This is a genomic window from Bifidobacterium hapali, from assembly GCF_002259755.1.
GTDB lineage: Bacteria > Actinomycetota > Actinomycetes > Actinomycetales > Bifidobacteriaceae > Bifidobacterium > Bifidobacterium hapali.
In genome coordinates this window covers 15,952-35,290 of sequence record NZ_MWWY01000003.1, presented here as the reverse complement: position 1 = coordinate 35,290, position 19,339 = coordinate 15,952, and the positions used below count along the sequence as shown (strand labels likewise).

The window sequence follows — 19,339 nt, the reverse complement described above, 5'->3', positions numbered from 1 at the left end:
CAGGACTTCGCGGGTTTCCTCGACGAGAAAAGCGAATACGCCGACGGCAGCGTGAACGACATGCACCAAAGACTCGTCAAGGCCAAGCGCATGATCCGCGGACGCATCCGCGAGGGGCACCTGTTCACGTTCCTCGACGAGGACCTGACGGAGAACGGAACGATACCATCCACGAACAACCTCATCGAATCATGGAACGGACGAATCCGGGACATGCTGCGCCATCACCGCGGACTGCGCCTGATCCGGCAACTGAAGGCGATCTGCTGGTGGTGCCACCAGCACGCCGAACACCCCGAGACGGACGCATGGCTGGCGACGAACGCGATCACGGACGAACGGCTGGAGAGCCTCTACCAGAAGGCATGGGAGAACAGCCCGCAGGGCCGATACGAGACGTTCGGCATCCCCATGCACCACGGCACCGGCATCGACTGGAACGACTTCCACACCCGGGTCGAATGGCCATCCAACGACTAGACCACCAGACACACATTTTGGCCTATAACCCGAGGACAAAGACAGCGGTATGCGCTCCACAGCGAGATTTACTGGAGCTTTTCGACTTGGTTGAAGCCCAACTCCACTGGCGTATCGCGACCGAAAATGGACACGAGCACGGTGAGCTTTTGCGTGGTGGGCTCGACGTCGGAGACAACAGCAGCCATCGTGGTGAACGGACCATCGGTGACAGTGACCTGATCGCCAACCGCGTAGGAAACTTCAACGGTACGTTTCTTAGCGGCAGCAGGTTTATCGCCAGCCTTACGCAACGCTTCGGAAGCGATCATCGGAGCCATCATAGCGACGACTTCTTTACGAGTCAGCGGCGCTGGGTCCTTGGTCGGGCCAACGAAACCAGTAACGCCCTCAGTTTCACGCACGATACGGCGAGCATCCTCATCAGGCCACATGCGGATGAGTACGTAGCCGGGAACGCGCACGCGGGTGATAACTTTCTTACCCTTATCGGTGTGCTTTTCGACTTCTTCCATCGGCACTTCGACTTGGAAAATCTTATCTTCAAGACCGAAGCTGACGATACGAGATTCGACGTTGGTCTTCACGCGCTTTTCGTAACCGGAATACGTGTGCAGCACGTACCACTTGCCTTCGAGCGTGCGCAGAGACTTGGAAAATTCTTCAACAGCTTTCGCGCCAGCATCTTCTGCTTCAGCGTTCACAGGAGATTCAGCGGACTCCGTAGCACCATCAGTATCAGACTGATCGGCAGCACCCGTATCATCATTATCGTCGTCAGAAGACTGAGCTGCGGTAGTATCGAGATCCGGCAGAACGACGTCATCGGATGCAGTCTCGGTATCCTCATCGACAGGCAGTGCGTCGAGATTGACCTCAGGCTGCGCGTCTTCCTCCTGCGGCAGATCCGGCAGGGCGTCGAGATTGTCGAGATTCACTTCATCAGTCATGCGTCAATTCACCTTCAGGTTGGTCCGAGAATCAGCCGAAAATCCACAGCACGAGCTTGCTCAGACCGAAGTCCATGCCCGTGACGAGCGCCATGAGGAACAGCACGAAAATGAAAACGGCCAGCGACCAGAAGAACAGTTCCTTGGCGGTAGGAGTTACGACCTTGCGTAGTTCATCAATGATCTGCTTGATGAACAAGCCGATACGCATAAAGATATTTGGTTTCTTTGCCGAGACGGCCTTGCTTGCCTTCGCCATAACCATCCTTACGATCACATATTCATCAAGAGACTTGGCAGGGAAGGCGGGACTCGAACCCACAACCTACGGTTTTGGAGACCGTTGCGCTACCAATTGCGCCACTTCCCTAGGTGAACTCTGCCATGCTAACGAACCTGTGAGACAGGACGCTCGCGCCCGGCAAAACCGCCAAGGCGATATATTAGCGGATAGTTTCGATTTCGTCCAGTCCCATACGACAATCCCGTGGAAAAACCACGGGATTTCAACGTTTCTACGGCATGTCTCAGCGAGACCCAAACTGCCCTCACTCAGCTACCGCCTCGCTCGGGGCTCACCTACGCGAAGCCCACAGGGCTTCGCACTTAACGGCTCGGCCCCGCGATTACTGACTCGCCTACGGCGAGACTCAATGTTTGCCCTCGTTCGGCTACCGCCTCACTCAGGGCTCGCCTATGCGAAGCCCACAGGGCTTCGCACTTAACGGCTCGCCCATTGCTTAAACCGACGCATGCCTTCGGCTAGTTGGTCGTCGGCTAGCGCGTATGAGAAGCGCAGATATCCGGGAGCACCGAATGCTTCACCCGGCACGGCAGCCACATGCGCCTCGTCGAGCAGCGCAGCAGACAGCTCGCTCGAACTAGAAGACACAGTTCCATTCTCGCCCAGCGGACGATTGAGCAGACCAGTCACATCAGCGAACGCGTAGAACGCGCCAGTCGGCGTCGGACAGGTCACACCGTCAATATCGTTCAACGCGGCAACGATCGCACGACGACGCACATCGAACGCCTCACGCATCGCATGCACCACCTCAAGCGAACCGGACACGGCCGCAATCGCAGCACGCTGCGACACGTTCGCCACGTTCGACGTCATATGCCCCTGCAACTTGGCCGCAGCTTTAGCAACCGGCAACGGCGCAATCAGCCAGCCGACACGCCAACCGGGCATCGCGTACGTTTTAGCCACGCCGTTAAGCACAATAAGCTGATCGCGGCATTCCGGCACAGCCGCACCGATGTACGTGGTTTTCGCATCGTCATAGTTGAGATGCTCGTAAATTTCGTCAGAAATAATCCAAATATGATGGTCAATCGCCCACTGAGCGATCGCACGAATCGTGTCCGGCGACCAAACTGCACCAGTCGGATTATTCGGTGAATTGACGATAATCGCTTTAGTGTGTGGCGTACGTGCCGCTTCAAGCGCAGCCAAATCCGGCTCAAAACCACGCTCACCACCCGCGAATACAAGGACCGGCTTGCCGCCAGCGAGCTTAACCGCTTCAGGATAGCTCGTCCAATACGGGGTCGGAATAATGACTTCATCGCCGTCGTTGAGCAGTACTTGGAACGTCGAGTACACGGCCTGCTTGCCGCCGTTGGTGACCACAACCTGCTCGGGCGTCACCTCATAACCGGAGTCGCGCAGTGTTTTAGCGGCGATCGCCTCACGCAGCTCAGGCAAGCCGGGCGTTGGCGTGTACTTGTAGTTTTTGGGGTCGCGGCATGCAGCGGCGGCCGCGTCGACAACATAATCCGGTGTCGGGAAATTCGGTTCACCCGCGCCGAAACCGATCACGTCGAGTCCAGCGGCTTTCATCGCTTTTGCCTTCGCGTCGACAGCCAATGTCGCGCTCGGAGCCACGTTGTTGATGCGGTCGGAAAGAGTCTGCCATTCAGCCATAGTCATGGCTTCTACGATAACCCCAGAACACGATGTTCGAAAGAGTGTCGTGCCGAGGCACTGCCATATGCGCTGCCATATGCGCTGCCATATGAACGATTGGACACGCGATGTGATGCAATGGATACCGAAGTAGGAAGAAGGAAGGCAGTCGGACAATGGAATCCCCTGAATATCAGCCAAATCGGCACGATACCAGAGCTGGTCAGCATGCTCGCAAGCGATACCGCAGATTCCACAATCCTGCCGCACGTCGCACAATCCACGTTGCGTCGCTCGTCGCCACAGCTATCATTGCGTTCTCGCTCGTGATCGCAACGCTCATGATCGTCCGCCCGACGAGACAGAGCAGCAACGCGAACAGTCAGCCGACCCCTACGCACGCTGCACTCAACCGCGACACCGTTCCCGCGCTCGACCCCGGCGACATCACAATCGGTGTCAACGGCAGTCCGACCACGATCGTGCTCAAAGGCGAGCAGTACGTTGAAGGCGGCGCACACGCGATCGAATCTACCGACGGCGTTCTCACGCCGCATATTACGACCAGCGGCACCGTAGACACATCCACGCCCGGCGACTATGAGATTCGCTACGCCGCGCGCGATTCGCAAGGTCACGTCGCCTTCGCCACACGCACGGTCAAGGTCGTTGAGTCAATGGACAAGCAAATCGACGGCATCCCCGTACTCATGTACCACTACGTGTACGATCCTGCGAATCCACCGGCCGATCTCAACGCGAATTTCATCGCCACCACGTCACTTGAGCAGCAGTTTCAGTATCTTACTGAGCACAATTTTTACTTCCCGTCGTGGGCTGAAGTGCGCTCGTTTATTGACGGTACGCACAGTCTGCCTGCGCGCAGTATTGTGCTGAGTTTCGACGATGGTGAGCCGCGATTTTTCCAGTACGGTCAGCCGCTGATTAACAAGTATCGTGTGCCGGTTACGTCGTTTATTATCGGCGCAGACAGCGAAGCGCTCAATAAGATGAAGCAGTATGCGTCACCGTATCTTGCATATGAGTCTCATTCGTATGACATGCATCGCGCGGGCGGTACAGTTGGTCACGGCGGGCGGATTAGTGCGATGACGAAGGATGAGATCGTCGCTGATCTCAAACAGTCAGCGCTCGTAACTGGCTCACTGCAAGCGTTTGCGTATCCGTTTGGTGATACGACGCCGGATGCGCAGACTGCGGTGCGTGAAGCTGGCGTACCGCTTGCGTTTACGACGGCGTACGGCTGGGCAAAGATCGGTGATGATCCGACGCTATTGTCGCGCGTGCGTATTCAAGGTGACGAGTCGCTCGACGCGTTCGTCGCCGCGATTCAGTAGCGCGGTTGTAATGCTGGGACTGACCGCTGATAAACCTCCGCGTGATATTCCGGCGGTCAGCCTAGGGATCTCCGCCGGAAGGTCACGCGTATGAGCCTTCCAGTGTGATATTCCGGCGGAGGATTGTCTGAGTTCCGCCGAAATATCACAAAAAACGCCCTGAAAACGTGATATTCCGGCGGATGTCAGGTTAATCTCCGCCGGAATATCACAGAATTAGGTGTAATTATGTGATATTTCGGCGGACAAAGTGGAATCTTCCGCCGCAATGTCACACTTTCCGGTCGATTTCTGTGACATTCCGGCGGAAGATGTCAGGGTATCCGCCGGAATGTCACAGTAACGGACTTATCACGGTAGCAGACTGCCTTGCAGCCACGGTTCTCCCTGATGAGGACAGCCAAACACGCAATAAGAGCGCTAGTGGTCTGTCTCGTAATTGTCTGAGGGGTATTGGCCCCCTGACGAGGAGGCTGGCAACGAAGCTGACTGGGGGAGAGACAGAAGATAAAGCCCTCAATTATTAGCGAGACAGACCGCTAGGTTCTTGGCTCCCTTGACGCTGAATGTATTAGACGAGGACTAGGTTGTCACGGTGGACTAGGGGGTGTGCGTATTCTTCGCCAAGGAATCGTTTGAGCTGCGTGGTGGTGCGACCGAGCATTTGCGGAATTTCTTCAGAATCAAACCCAGCCAAGCCGCGCGCCACATGTGTGCCGGACTCGTCATCGATCCATACCGGGTCACCGGCCGAAAACTCACCGCGTACCTCAAGCACGCCCGCCGACAGCAGACTCGCCCGTCCGCCGCGCACAGCAGTCGCCGCACCCGCGTCAGCCACAAGCGTGCCACGCGGATTTGCCGCGAATCCAATCCAGAGTCGGCGCGACGAACCGCGTTGCTTGACCGGCGCGAACGCCGTCCCCACCGGGTCGCCCATCAGCGCAGGCCCAGCGTTCGACGCACAGGTAAGCACGGCCGCAATCCCTGAAACCGCAGCCACGCGCGCCGCCTCAAGCTTGGTCACCATACCACCCGTGCCCACGCCGGATGTCGGCCCTGTCACGGTCACATCGCCGAGCGCTTCCACCACGTCGGGCACAAACGAAATACGCCGCGCACCGGGTTCGGACGGCGGCGCTGTATACAGCGCGTCTACGTCTGTCAATAACACGAGCGCATCCGCACGCACAAGATTTGCCACCAACGCGGAAAGTCGATCATTGTCACCAAATCGAATTTCGTTACTGGCCAGCGAATCGTTTTCGTTGACAATCGGCACGACACCGAGGTCGAGCAGTCTGCCGAGCGTGCGTTGCACGTTGCGATACTGCGCGGCACGAATCGTATCTTCCGCTGTGATCAGAATCTGACCGACGCGCACGCCGAACCGGCCGAACGCGGCCTCATACTGTGCCATCAGCAGTCCTTGACCGACTGCTGCGGTCGCCTGCTGGGTAGCCACATCCGTTGGTCGCGACACGAAACCGAGAGGACCGAATCCGGCTGCGATTGCGCCCGACGAGACGAGCACGACGCGCGCACCTTGCTCAACGGCAGCCGATAGCGCGGCGACGAGCGCACTCAGCCGGTCCGCATCTAAGTGACCGGACGGCTTAGTAAGCGAGCTCGAGCCAACTTTGACGACGACAGTCCGCGCGCCGGCAACCGCTTGCCGCACTTGAGCTTCCGTGAGCATGCGCAACCCCTTTGAGTTTCTTGCAATCCCTTCTGGATGCACGTATAACTTTACGCCAGCGCACCTGCTGAGACATAGCCCACGTCGATTACTGTTCGTCCTCGCCGCGACCGAACAGGCTCGTCTCATCGTGACGATCATCGTTGACAGACGGGTCAGCCCAGTGACCAGCCTCGCGTTCTGCAGCCATCGCTTCACGTACGGCGGCGCGCGCGTCCATCATCTCGTGATATTGACGACGACGTTCCGTATTCGTACGGCGGCGACCTCCTGGCTGTTCCGGTTCGAGTCGCAAATCTTTGCCGCGCGCACCCAACTGAGTACCGTCGAGCATTTCCGCACCGGCCGAAATCGTCGGATCCCAATCGAACTCAACGGCCGCAGCACCGCGTCCGATGCGCACTTCGTCACCCGGACGCGCACCCAGCCGACGCAGCTCATCTTCCACGCCCAGCTTAGCGAGACGATCAGCGAGATAGCCCACGGCTTCATCGTTGTCGAAGTTGGTCTGCATCACCCAACGCTCCGGCTTAGTACCGCGCACTTCAAACCAGAATTCGCTGCCATCCGCATTTTCGCGACGCTCCACACTAAAGTCGAGCGCACTGCCGCCTTCATCCGCGCGACGACGGCGACGAGCATTCTGCTCAAGCGGCTTGATGACCACGCGCGCCTGCTCTTCGGCTTCCTCACGCTTGGCAACTTCGGCGCGCATGTCGGCGACCATTGCGGCCAGTGCGAAGTTGAGTTCTTTGAGTCCAGCGTGCGACGCGGTGGAAATTTCGAAGACTTTCAGACCGAGCTTTTCGAAATCTGGACGCACGAAATCAGCGAGTTCCTTGGCTTCTGGCACGTCGATTTTGTTGAGAATGATGATGCGCGGACGATCTGGAATCGGAATCGCACCGAGCGGCAGGTCGAGCTTTTCCGCATACTCGGCCAGCTCATGTTCGAGCGCACGATAGTCGCCCATCGGATCGCGATCTGGTTCGAGCGTTGCGCAATCGATGACGTGCGCGATGATTTCGGTGCGCTCAATATGACGCAAGAACTCAAGTCCGAGGCCCTTGCCTTGGGATGCGCCCGGAATCAGTCCTGGCACGTCGGCGATCGTGTAACGCGCGTCACCAGCCATCACGACACCGAGATTCGGTACGAGCGTAGTGAACGGATAATCTGCGATTTTCGGCTTAGCTGAGCTCATCGCAGCGATCAGACTCGACTTGCCGGCAGACGGGAAACCAACCAACGCAACGTCGGCGATCGACTTCAATTCGAGGATCACGTCACGTTCCTCACCTAACTCGCCGAGCAGTGCAAAACCTGGCGCGCGACGCGTACGATTCGCCAGTGCCGCGTTGCCAAGACCGCCCGCACCACCGTATGCGGCGACGAAACGGTCGCCTTCGTGACGCAGATCGGCGAGCTGCTTACCGGATCGCTTCGACTGTCCCTGCGCGCCCTTTGCCTCGAAAATCACCGTGCCAACGGGAACAGGCAGAATAAGATCGGCACCTTTGGAACCGTCTTTCGTGTCGCCAAGACCCATCGTGCCGTTGCCGGCCGCGCGATGCGGCACGAACCGGTAGTCGAGCAGACTGTTTGCGTTGCGCGACGCTTCAAAAATAACCGACCCGCCGTCGCCACCATTGCCGCCATTCGGGCCGGCAAGTGGCTTATATTTCTCGCGTCGAATACCGGCGGAACCGTTACCGCCGTCGCCACCCTTGACATGGACAGTGACGCGATCGACAAAATCACTCATGGTTGACCCTTTTCGTCTGGTATTGCTTTGTCGCATACCCTTTGACGCTGTGTTGTGGGTATGCATTGCTCGACACACTCCGGGCCGCTCGGCCAAGTCATACGGTCGAGCAATGTATACCCCACAACACAGCTGCACATATATCTGCAATATTGGAAGATCGCAGCTGCGTGTAACGAGAATGTCTGGTAAATCGTGTGAGTTTAGGGAAAATACAGAAAAGCCGCGTCCTATGTGGGGCGCGGCTTATCGCTTACTACTCGATACGCGTGTCTCAGGCGGAGATCACGTCGACGACCTTGCGGTCGCGGCGCACGCCGAACTTCACGGTGCCAGCAGTCAGAGAGAACAGGGTGTGGTCCTTGCCCATACCAACATTCTCACCTGCGTGGAACTTGGTGCCGCGCTGACGAATAATGATGTTGCCAGCCACGACAGCTTCGCCGCCGAACTTCTTCACGCCGAGGTATTGCGCGTTAGAATCGCGACCGTTGCGCGAGCTGGAAGCGCCCTTCTTGTGTGCCATGATCTGTTCCTTTCGGTCCTAAGCTAAGCCCAAGCCTGATGTCAGGCAATCGCCGTGATCTTGACGATGGTCAGCTTCTGGCGGTGACCCTTACGACGGGTAACGCCGGTCTTGTTCTTGTACTTCATGATGTTGATCTTGGGGCCCTTGGCCTCATCGTCAACGACCTCAGCCTTGACGGACATCTTTGCCAGATCAGCGGCAGCCAGGGTGACCTTGGCACCGTCGACAACGAGGGCAACCGGGAACTCCACGGTATCGCCCTTCTTGGCGTCGAGACGGTTCACGAGGATCACGTCACCGACCTCGACCTTTTCCTGATGGCCACCGGCCTTCACAATCGCGTACATGCTCTGTTTCCTTGCTATGGTGTTATAAAGCTACTTGCCTGACGCACGCAAGCCGCTGGTCAGACACCGACTGTCTAACTTACACCGACCCGTGTACTAACGCAAGTTGAATTCTTGGCGTGTCAAGTTCGACACACCGTCAGTCTGCGACTCAGTCTGCGCTGTTCGCGGCGACTGCTGCGGCGGCGATCGCCGCGAGTTTGGCCTTGACGTCCGGCGAGGAACCTTGCGGAACCTGCACGTCGGTGCCACGACCGTGCTTGTTGGTCTTGATGAACGGGTCACCACCCTTCAACGCGTACGGGTCGTCGTAGTCAGCGTTCACGGTCGGCTCATCATGCAAGATGAAGCCACGGCCCTTGCAGGTCGGGCATTCCTCAGAGAACGCTTCCACCAGACCTTGGCCGATGCGCTTGCGTGTCATCTGCACGAGGCCGAGCGACGTGACTTCCGCAATCTGATGCTTCGTGCGGTCGCGAGCCAAGCATTCGATCAGTCGACGCAACACGAGATCACGGTTCGCGGGCATCACCATGTCCACGAAGTCGATCATCACCATGCCGCCGATATCGCGCAGCCGCAGCTGGCGCGCGATCTCTTCAGCCGCTTCGAGATTGCAACGAGTTACCGTCTCTTCGAGCGACTTGCCGCGACCGATAAAACGACCCGTGTTCACGTCGATCGTCGTCATAGCTTCGGTGCGATCGATCACAATCGAACCGCCGGACGGCAAGTACACTTGCCGTTCCATGCCCTTGCGCAGTTGCGAGTCAATCTGCCAACGATCGAACACGTCCTTGCCTTCATGCTCGGCCGGGTCCCACTTGACGAGCTTGCTACGCAGATCGGGGGCCATCGACTCAAGGTACTCTTCGATACGTTCGTAGACTTTGTCGCCTTCAACGATCATCTGCTGGAAATCATCGTTGAAAATGTCACGCACAACGCGAATTGCCACATCCGGCTCGCCTTGCAAGAGCTTGGGGCGGCGACCATGCAGGAACTCGTCACGCTTGGCAGTAATGCGCTCCCACTGACGTACCAAACTCTCCAAATCCTTGACAATCGCCTCTTCAGACGCACCCTCGGCAGCCGTGCGAATAATCACGCCCATATCTTTCGGTGCGATCTTCGAGACGATAGTCTTGAGCCGTGAACGCTCACGATCGCTCAGCTTGCGGCTCACGCCAGTCATACCGCCGGACGGCACGAGGACAAGGAAACGACCAGCCAGCGTAACCTGACTCGTCAAGCGTGCGCCCTTGTGACCGATCGGGTCCTTCGTCACCTGCACGAGCACCGGATCACCCGACTTAAACGCGAGCTCAATACGCCGCGGTTGCCCGTCGAGCTGAGCCGCATCCCAGTTGACTTCGCCTGCGTACAGCACGCCGTTACGCGCCTGACCGATGTCCACAAACGCAGCTTCCATGCTCGGAAGCACGTTCTGAACACGACCGAGATACACGTTGCCGACCGTCGCAACTTCCTGAATATCAGACACGTAATGTTCGACAAGCACATTGTCTTCAATCACAGAAATCTGCGTGTGACGGCCGCGTTCGCGCACAACCATGAGACGCTCGACGTTCTCGCGACGCGCGAGGAAATCCTGTTCGAGAATCGTGGACTGACGTGAGCGTTCACGGCGATTGTCACGGCGGCGCTGTTTCTTCGCCTCGAGACGCGTGGAACCCTCAATATCCGTGATTTCGTCAATGTACTGCTGCTTGCGCGAGCGACGCGGCGACAGGTCTTCCATCGCCTCATCAGCCGACTTGGCGCGACGGCGACGACGGCGACGGGTGACCGTCGACTCATCACCGTCCTCGTCCATGCGGTGGCGGCGCAGCGAGTCGTCAGCAGCGTCTGCATCGAGTTCGTCGACAACCGCAGCGGCTTCGTCATCGGGCTGAATATCTTGCATCGGCTGTACCGACTGCATCGACGACTGCGCGCGATCCTCACGCGACTGCGCATCCGCCGCATTGTCACGGCTGCCACGGCGACGACGACGGCGCGAACGCGTCGGTCCTTCGCTCAAATCTTCTTCAGTAATCGGCGCATACGTGATGTCGTCAAATTCAAGGTCTTCTTCAATCTGCTCAACTTCGGCAGCCGCACGACGCTCCTGCGCATTGAGGCGACGAGAACGCCGTGAACGGGTGGACGTGGACGTGTCGTCGGGCTGCGTGTCATCAGACTGTGCGTCATCAGGCTCAACAGCACTGCGGTCAGACGCGAAAGCCTTGGACTTAGATCGTTTGGACGGTTCGGCCTGCTCATCCTGCTGCTCATCCTGCTCGTCCGGGCTGACCACTACCAGATCAGTGCTCGTGGAGCGACGGCGACGCGAACGACGCGACGAACGAGTCGGCTCAATATCGCGCATCTCATCATCGGTATCGGTATCTTCCAAACGATCATCATTGCGACGATTGGTTCGACTGTCGGACGTCGGCAATACCGGCTCCTGAAACAGCAGCGACGTCATCGGACGACTGCTACGCGACGACGGTTCGATCGGCAGCGAATCAATTACGTTGCGCGCACGATTGCTGTCGACTTCGTTTACACTGCGCGTACGGCGGCGACGCGACAGACGATCATCGTCATCACGATCATCATGCGTAGCAAACGGCTCATAATCTGAGATTGACGCGCGGCGTCGGCCGGTTGGCTCATTGTCATACTCATCATCAAACGACGAGCGACGACGCGAACGAACACGACGCGACGTGCGCTCTTCGTCGTCACGATCGGCAGTTTCGCTGGCGCTACTCGCATCGTGACGGTCAGCGATCGGGCGACGACGAGATGAGCGACGTGAGATCGGCTCGTCGTCATCTACGTCAGCGTTTGCGTTTTCACGCGTTGTATGTGCGGATTTCGACGCGGCTTCAGCAGCCACGATATCGGCGACACGCGGCTCTTCAAACAACGGTGCAGCATGTTCCTGCACGGTTAATTCGAGCGCGGCGCCGGCCGCTCCCGCACCACGCACCACGCGACGACCGCCACGACGGCGACGCGGGGTCGGATTGGATGTTGCGGATACGCTGGGTGCGTTTGCTGGGTTCGCTGGAATGTCAGCGGATTGGGATGACACTTGCGGCGTCAACGCATACTGGTCTGTGGCTTCGGCTTCGCCAAAGCCCTCATGATTCACACTGGGCACGATGCTCCTCAGCGTTGCGCTGCAATCGCAACGCCTATGTCAAGCCTCATACGGTCGTCACACCGCACTCTCACCGCGGCCGCGCATCAATTGCGCCCATACGAGGCACCGGTCAAAAAGTCAATGCTGCGATAGCGGACACCGGCCTCGCGGAATGCCACGCGAGGGGATCGACGCCATCGGATGCTCGACGGCTTGCAGAACCGCCGCCTTTAAGTATGACACAAAAATTGACAGCTCGTGAACAACGGCGGAATCACGCGCAACTACGCGCGTCGCGCGGTCGCAGCTCCCCTTGTCGGAACGTTGCCTACGAACAACAGGACCGCTTCATTTTTTATCGCAGCTCCCCTTGCTAGGGGAGCTGTCGACGAAGTCGACTGAGGGGTAGTCACACCCTCAGAACGCTCCCTACCGCGCAACAAGCCACTGGGTGAGGATGTCAGCGAGAAGCGCGAGCTCGGATTCGGGAAGCTGCTCATCGTGTTTGTGCGCGAGCAGCGGGCTTCCGGCACCAAGATTGACCGCGGGAATACCAAGAATCGCGAACCTCGCCACATCAGTCCATCCGAGTTTAGCGAGCGGATCGCGGCCCGTACGTTCCTTGACGAGCTTGGCCAGTGATACAGCCAGCGGCGAGTCCATGCCTGGGCGAGCGCTCGGGGACTCATCAGCCATTTCAATACCAAATCCAGCAAACATGCCGCCGGTCGCCTCATGCTCGCCATTACCAAGCTCCGCACCGCAATCGGCGCCCATCATAAGAGCTTTCGCGTCAGCGATCGTCTTGTCGGGAGCAAAGCGATAGTTGACATGCACGCGGCATTCGTCAGGAATCACGTTCGTGCCTTTACCGCCAGAAATCAGTGTTGCGTTCACACCTTCTCGGTAAACGAGCCCATCTACCAGCACATCGGCGGGCTGGTACGCGGCGAGACGGTTGAGTATATCAGCAGCTTTGTGAATCGCGTTGACGCCCATCCATGCGCGTGCTGAATGCGCAGCTACGCCGTGCGTGATCACGTCGAAACGAATCGTGCCATTGCAGCCACCTTCAATACCGCAATCGGTTGGCTCTCCAATGATTGCAAAATTGCCGGTAATCCAATCAGGATGTGTTTCAACAACTTTGCGTAAACCGTTCTTTTCGGCCGCCACCTCTTCGTGATCGTAGAACACGTACGTCAGGTCATATGCTGGCGCTACATGTTCGCCGTCGAGCGCAGCCGCCAGATACAGCATGACTGCATCCGACGATTTCATATCGGTCGCGCCGCGCCCCCACAGCACGCGTTCGCCGGGATGCGCAGCTGCCACATCTTCGCGAATGAGCGGATCACCGGGGTTAAGCCAGCGTGGCGGGAAATTGTCGATCACCGGAACCGTGTCAATATGCCCTGCCAAAATCACGCGCTGAGGCAGCCCAAACGACGTGCTCGCCACGACAGTGTCACCGTGACGATGCACGGTGAGGTGCGATTGCTTGTGCAGGAACTGCTCGATCGCATCGGCTAATGGGCCTTCGTTATCGCTTACTGAATATGCGCCCATAATCTGCGCTAGTAAGTCCGCGAGCGCTTGTTCGCGCGTCGCGCTTGCGTCAAAGCCAAGTTCGGTCGCTGTCTGTATTGCCAATTCATCCGTCATGCGCTTTATCGTAGCGAATCAGGTTCTTGACACGTCGTTTCGGTCCACGGTATGTCTGCTTTCTTACATCTGCCTCTCAGTTGAAAGAAAGGTATGAAGCCAGCCTACGATGTGGGACGAAACTACCGGATGTCACGGAATGTGGCAGTATGGGAACGACCGGGCTGCTGCGGCTCGACGGAAATCAGGGAAAAGAGGAATCATGCCGGGATTGTTGAGCGCCATGCAAGGGTTCTGCGTGATCGGCATTGTGATTTTAGCCGGTTATATTGCCGCGCGACTACAAATCGGCGGTTCAACTGCACAAATGGTGCTCAATCGGTTTAGTTTCTTTGTATCAAGCCCATGTCTCATGTTCGCGATTCTGTCAAAAGAACCAATTTTTGATATTTTTCATTCATCGATTGTTGTTGCGTTCTTCTCGGCCATGTTGGTGGGCGTGGTGTTTTTGGCGTTGAACCGCCTGTTTTTCCATATGAGCGCGCCGGATGCGATCATTGGTTCGCTTAACTCGCTCTACCTCAACTCGAATAATATTGGTCTGCCGATTGCAACTTATATTCTTGGTAATGGCGCGTTGGTGGCGCCTATTCTTGTGATGCAGCAGGCATTGTTTACGCCTATTGGTCTGACCGCGCTTGACGTGACCACTAAAGGCAAGGTGTCGGTCAAAGAGGTGTTAAAACAGCCGCTGCATCAGCCGCTGTTGATTGGCTCACTGTTGGGCATTGTGTTGTCGGCTATTTATGCCAAGACTGGATGGTTTATTCCCAACTATTTATACGACCCGATTAACATGATCGGCGAGTCCGCGGTTCCGATGATTCTTATGGCGTTTGGCATGTCTTTGCACGGGACGAAGCCGTTGCAAGAAAAGGGTGATCGCCCGGCAATTTTCACCGTGGCGATTTTGAAAAATATTGTTATGCCAATTATCGCGTTTATCTTGGCATATTTTGTGATGGGATTCCGTGGCAATGTACTCTATGCGTGCGTGGTGCTCGCCGCACTACCGACTGGGCAGAATGTCTATAATTACGCGGCGCGATATAACGTCGGTCTGACGTTTGCTCGCGATGGCATTTTAATTTCGACGCTGACGAGCCCGATTTTTATTGCCATTATCGCCGCGTTGCTGAGCTAAGTTCTGTGCAGCGAATCGTTCTCATTAAGAAAAGTGTGAACCTAACACTTTGTCAATCGCACATCACACACTAGAGAATGGCGTTATTTAGCCATTTTTTATATGTGCGATTGTGCGATATTGTGCGGTTGGCTCACACTTTTCTTAATGAGAACGATTCGCTGCGCAATGCTCGGCCGCAATCGCGTCGAGTTGCGCTCTAAACCGCGGCCAGTCGGTTTTCATCGCGGTCAGCAACCTCAACTCAGGCACTTGGTCAACCGGCACCCATTTTATTTCCATACTCTCATCGTCATTAGCGCGCGGGCAGACCACATGACCAGGCTTCTCAAAGGCAAACACCGTGGTGTACGCCCAATTGCCGTGGTCCTCACGCCACGAACCGACCACATCAATATCTTCAGGCGTAATATTCGCTTCCTCATAGGATTCACGCAACGCGCCTTCAATCGGCGACTCACCGTCGGCTGTCGCGCCGCCCGGAATACCCCACGTACCGCCTTCCGCGCTCCACGCCGCGCGATGCTGCATTACTACATGCGTCACCGCGCCGCTCACAGCATCTCGCCGTGCCAACAGCACACCCGAAGCCCCATTCAGCCCCCAGTGCCGACGCCCACACATGCAGTCCACCCAGCCATCGCCCGGCTGGTGCACGTTTTCCGCCGGCGGCACAAGGCTCGTCGGGTCAGACTTAGCGGACGGGAATAATTCGCCGCGCTCAACATTCCACAGGTCAGTCCATTCCACGCCCAACTGCGAAGTCAAATCACGCAGCAACGGCAAGCTGATACCGATCACGCCGTGCGGGTCGCCTTCGATACTGTCGATGAACGCACCGCCGAATCCTTCCAGCGTAAACGAACCGGCCACCTCAAGCGGCTCACCCGTAGCTAAATACCGTTCGAGATCATGGTCGGAGTAATTGCAGAAATGAATTTTCGCATAGCTCACGCCTTGCACCGCACGACCGGTTGCAAAATCGATCAGGCAGTGGCCGGTCCACAGTTCGCCAGTATTCCCGCGCATCGCGCGCAGTCGCTCTCGCGCAACCTCGACGCTGTGTGGCTTGCCGTAACATTCGCCATCAAAGAGGAACATCGAATCGCAGCCAACAATCAGCGGACCAACTTCAGCACGCGTCAAGCCCGGTTGCATGGCGACAACGTTAGAAATTGGCTCTCGCACTGTCGGCACGTCCACACCGGAAAAATCGCGTGTTGTCGCGTTGATATCGGCGTCGTGCGCATTCGGCTGGTCGTTAACCAGTTTGGCCATTACCATGTCACGTTCTGATTCACCACCGCTGGACTCAGCATCAGCATTATGACCTGCTTGTAGCGGATACGCAATCACTCGTTCACCGGTCGCAGCGGCAGCGGTATCCGCAACGTTACGATACGCCTGATGAACAGCCTGCGCCTTGGCTTGGGCGAGAATAGCGACGCGCTTGTCGACAGTCAGATCGTCAACCTCGCAGCCAGCCTCTGCAGCCGCACGGGCGAGAGCTCCCGGCTCGTCGACATGAGAGACGCGAATCGTCGGGCAAATGCCGGCCGAGTACAGCACGTTGCGACGCGGCTTTGACTTTGACGCGAGAATCAGCGGAATGGACATAACTCCTCCTTCAGCTGTCAGCTCCCTTAACCCAAGAAAGTCAAGGAACCAAGGTCCAGACTACTAGACTACTTGCGAATAATTTCAACACCCTTCGTGTTGACAGCCGGATGCAGCACACGCCAGTGACCGTCAGCAAGCCGATCGCCAGCCACTTCGTCAATCGCGTCAGCTGCGTCACCGTAATGCAAAACGAGCACGCACGGGCCAGCACCAGACACCATAGCCGCGTAACCGCGCGCTCGCAGATCCTGAATTAACTGCCATGAAGGAGCCATGAGATCTTTGCGATACGGCTGATGCAGTCGATCCTGCGTGGCGGCGAAGAGCAGCGCGTTCGGATCGGACGACTTGGCGAGTGCAGCTGGATTCATCGCGGCAGCCATTAATGCGACGCGCGAGACGTTGAACACGCCGTCACGTCGGGCGATCTGGTCAGGCAGCGCTTGTCGCGCGCGTTCGGTGGATAATTCGTAGTCGGGCACGAATACTGATGTTTTGATATTCGGATCAACCTTGTATTTGATCGTGTGGAAACCGCCGTGCAACGGTTCGCCGCCTGGGATTGGTACGGAGCCAACGCCTTCAGCTGTGTCGAAGTTCCATGACGCGGTCATACCACCATAAACGGCTGGCGCAACGTTATCTGGATGACCTTCGATTGCAGCAGCGAGCTCGAACACAGAGTCACGGTTGAGCTCGTCGTCGTGCGCGAATGCGGCGGCTGCTGCGATACCGGCGACGATTGCTTCTGCAGATGAGCCCATACCTCGCGCTTGCGGAATATTATTATGCGCTTCGAGGATGAATCCGATACGACCTAAACCGAACGTTTGACAGGCACGGCGGAATGTGGAGACGACTAAATGCGTTTCGTCACGTGGCAGCGTGTCTTCACCCTCACCGTAGATGAGTACTTGGGCCGCACGATTCGACGGGTCAGAGCACAGTGTGAACGTGAGTTCGTCGTGATATTCCAGTGCAAGACCTACGGTGTCGAATCCAGAGCCCAAATTTGCACTGGTGGCAGGCACGCTGACTTTGACCTGCTTGCAGATCGGTTCCATACGTTTGTCCTCCTTGGATCATCCGACGTAAACCTGTTTTTCTCCTGCGTCAGAAGTTCGTTGACGATATTCGCGGCCAGCTCCCCTGACAAGGGGAGCCAAGCCAACGTCAATGGTTTGATAGAGCCGAAACCTGTAGCTCTTAACTTAGTCTAGGACGCGCAGAATCGACGGCTCACCAGCCACACAGTCGAGCTTGCACACGGCGTCAACTGTGCGACGCAGTGTCACTTCGTCAGTCAGGTGGGTTACGAGGCGCAGCTGCTGCAGTTCACCGTCGTAGCCTGGCTCCTTCATCGTGGGCTTCAAATCTTGGTTCACGCCATTAATGGACACACCGTTATCGGCGAATTCCTTAGCGATTGCAGCGAGCACGCCCGGCTTGTCGTGGATGAGGAAGCGTACGGCGAACGCAGCGCGGCTTGCTTCGATCGGAGCCTTGGGCAGGTTGTTGTACATCGGGATGGTCGGACCAGTGCAGCCTTGCGCGATGTGGCGAGCCTCGGTAACCACATCACCGACAACTGCGGAAGCGGTAGGAGCCCCGCCAGCGCCGCGACCGTAGAACATGAGATCGTCAGCAGCTTCAGCCTTGACGAAAATCGCGTTGAACGAGCCGTGCACGGATGCAAGAGGATGCGTGTTCGGAATCAGTGCGGGGTACACGCGTGCAGACACGCCAGCCTCGCTGTTCTCAACCACGGCGAGCAGCTTGATAACTTTGCCTTCAGCAGTCGCAGCGGCAATATCGTCAGCGGTAATACGCGTAATACCTTCGACTGACACATCGTCAATCGTCACGTTGGTATGGAAACCGAGCGTAGCCATAATCGCAGCCTTGTTGGCCGCATCGTAGCCTTCGATGTCGCCGGTCGGATCAGCTTCCGCGTAGCCCTTGGCTTGCGCGTCGCGCAGTACGTCGTCGAACTGCAGACCCTTGGTGGTCATTTCGTCGAGAATATAGTTCGTCGTGCCGTTGACGATACCGAGCATGCTCGTCACTTTGTCGCCGGCCAGCGACTCGCGCAGCGGCAGCAGGAACGGAATCGCACCGCCGACAGCCGCCTCAAAGTAAATGTCGACACCCTTAGCCGCGGCAGCGTTGTAAATCTCAGGACCGTACTTGGCGAGCAGCGCCTTGTTGGCAGTCACTACAGAGGCACCCGACTCAATCGCCGCCATCACGAACGTGCGGGCCACACCGGTACCACCGATCAACTCGATTACGATGTCCGCGTTCGTCGCAACCTTCATCGTATCAGTCGTCAGCAGCGATCGATCGATCCACGGATAATTCACCTCGTCCGGGTTCAAGCAGGCGACGCCGACTAACTCGATCGGCCGGCCAATGCGCGCAGCCAGTTCATCCTTCTGCTCAACGAGCAGACGCGCGGTCTGCGATCCTACGGTTCCCGCGCCCAGAAGTCCTACGCGGATCGGGGTTTCGTTCTGCTGTGCCACCAGGCATCCTTTCCTTAGAAATTCCCTGAACGTCAACAAGGTCAACTGTTATCGTCATAGCGACGATCGCAATACTCCTTTCTCATCCTACGGTCCGAATCCGACACGCCGACAGACAAGAGCCTTAACAAACTCTTGGGTGACACATCGTCAACTACCACTTCCAGCAGGCAGTAGCGTTCCGC

At 57.3% G+C, this 19,339-nt stretch carries 14 protein-coding genes, 1 tRNA gene and 1 pseudogene; 3 read left to right on the top strand and 13 right to left on the bottom strand.

Annotated elements, in window-relative coordinates:
* Positions 1-480, top strand: a pseudogene (locus BHAP_RS00545) (IS256 family transposase); the annotation flags it as partial.
* A 68-nt stretch (positions 481-548) separates the two neighbouring features.
* Here the strand turns inward: BHAP_RS00545 and nusG are convergent.
* From nusG to BHAP_RS00525, 4 genes are all read right to left on the bottom strand, one after another.
* A complete protein-coding gene (nusG, locus tag BHAP_RS00540) occupies positions 549-1,430 on the bottom strand; it encodes a transcription termination/antitermination protein NusG (RefSeq protein ID WP_094728603.1) in 882 nt (293 codons plus the stop codon).
* Between the two features lie 31 nt (positions 1,431-1,461).
* Positions 1,462-1,689 carry a preprotein translocase subunit SecE gene (gene secE / locus BHAP_RS00535; RefSeq protein ID WP_094728601.1) on the bottom strand — a complete coding sequence of 76 codons (228 nt, stop codon included), beginning with the start codon at positions 1,687-1,689 and terminating at the stop codon, positions 1,462-1,464.
* A 35-nt stretch (positions 1,690-1,724) separates the two neighbouring features.
* Positions 1,725-1,800 (bottom strand) — tRNA-Trp (locus BHAP_RS00530).
* A gap of 351 nt (positions 1,801-2,151) precedes the next feature.
* Entirely contained in the window at positions 2,152-3,360 is a 1,209-nt protein-coding gene (locus tag BHAP_RS00525; protein WP_094728607.1) for a pyridoxal phosphate-dependent aminotransferase, read from the bottom strand.
* 158 nt (positions 3,361-3,518) lie between these two features.
* On the opposite strand from BHAP_RS00525, the gene BHAP_RS00520 reads away from it, so the two are divergent.
* The gene (locus BHAP_RS00520; RefSeq protein WP_094728599.1) at positions 3,519-4,700 is read left to right on the top strand and encodes an immunoglobulin-like domain-containing protein; all 1,182 of its coding nucleotides are present in this window, start codon (positions 3,519-3,521) and stop codon (positions 4,698-4,700) included.
* 571 nt (positions 4,701-5,271) lie between these two features.
* Here the strand turns inward: BHAP_RS00520 and proB are convergent.
* The 6 genes from proB to dapE all read right to left on the bottom strand — a co-directional run bounded on the left by proB (position 5,272) and on the right by dapE (position 13,865).
* The gene (proB, locus tag BHAP_RS00515; RefSeq protein ID WP_094728597.1) at positions 5,272-6,399 is read right to left on the bottom strand and encodes a glutamate 5-kinase; all 1,128 of its coding nucleotides are present in this window, start codon (positions 6,397-6,399) and stop codon (positions 5,272-5,274) included.
* Between the two features lie 88 nt (positions 6,400-6,487).
* Positions 6,488-8,164, bottom strand: a complete 1,677-nt coding sequence (gene obgE / locus BHAP_RS00510) for a GTPase ObgE (RefSeq protein WP_094728595.1) — start codon at positions 8,162-8,164, stop codon at positions 6,488-6,490.
* Positions 8,165-8,438: 274 nt separating this feature from the next.
* Complete coding sequence (gene rpmA, locus BHAP_RS00505; protein WP_094728593.1) at positions 8,439-8,690, bottom strand: 50S ribosomal protein L27; 252 nt, start codon at positions 8,688-8,690, stop codon at positions 8,439-8,441.
* Positions 8,691-8,731: 41 nt separating this feature from the next.
* Positions 8,732-9,040: a 50S ribosomal protein L21 gene (gene rplU / locus BHAP_RS00500; RefSeq protein ID WP_094728591.1), complete on the bottom strand. Its 309-nt coding sequence runs from the start codon at positions 9,038-9,040 to the stop codon at positions 8,732-8,734.
* 151 nt (positions 9,041-9,191) lie between these two features.
* Complete coding sequence (locus tag BHAP_RS00495) at positions 9,192-12,218, bottom strand: Rne/Rng family ribonuclease (protein WP_420807697.1); 3,027 nt, start codon at positions 12,216-12,218, stop codon at positions 9,192-9,194.
* A gap of 411 nt (positions 12,219-12,629) precedes the next feature.
* Positions 12,630-13,865 (bottom strand): succinyl-diaminopimelate desuccinylase, encoded by a 1,236-nt coding sequence (dapE, locus tag BHAP_RS00490; RefSeq protein ID WP_094728587.1) that lies wholly within the window; start codon positions 13,863-13,865, stop codon positions 12,630-12,632.
* 202 nt (positions 13,866-14,067) lie between these two features.
* Between dapE and BHAP_RS00485 the strand changes: the two genes are divergently transcribed.
* Positions 14,068-15,009: an AEC family transporter gene (locus BHAP_RS00485; protein ID WP_094728585.1), complete on the top strand. Its 942-nt coding sequence runs from the start codon at positions 14,068-14,070 to the stop codon at positions 15,007-15,009.
* A 144-nt stretch (positions 15,010-15,153) separates the two neighbouring features.
* Here BHAP_RS00485 and BHAP_RS00480 read toward each other — a convergent pair whose 3' ends face one another.
* From BHAP_RS00480 to BHAP_RS00470, 3 genes are all read right to left on the bottom strand, one after another.
* Positions 15,154-16,626, bottom strand: coding sequence for a Maf family protein (locus BHAP_RS00480; protein WP_094728583.1), 1,473 nt, complete (start codon positions 16,624-16,626; stop codon positions 15,154-15,156).
* Between the two features lie 68 nt (positions 16,627-16,694).
* Positions 16,695-17,693 carry a homoserine kinase gene (gene thrB / locus BHAP_RS00475; RefSeq protein ID WP_094728581.1) on the bottom strand — a complete coding sequence of 333 codons (999 nt, stop codon included), beginning with the start codon at positions 17,691-17,693 and terminating at the stop codon, positions 16,695-16,697.
* Between the two features lie 147 nt (positions 17,694-17,840).
* A complete protein-coding gene (locus BHAP_RS00470) occupies positions 17,841-19,154 on the bottom strand; it encodes a homoserine dehydrogenase (protein WP_094728580.1) in 1,314 nt (437 codons plus the stop codon).
* Between the last annotated feature and the right edge of the window lie 185 nt (positions 19,155-19,339).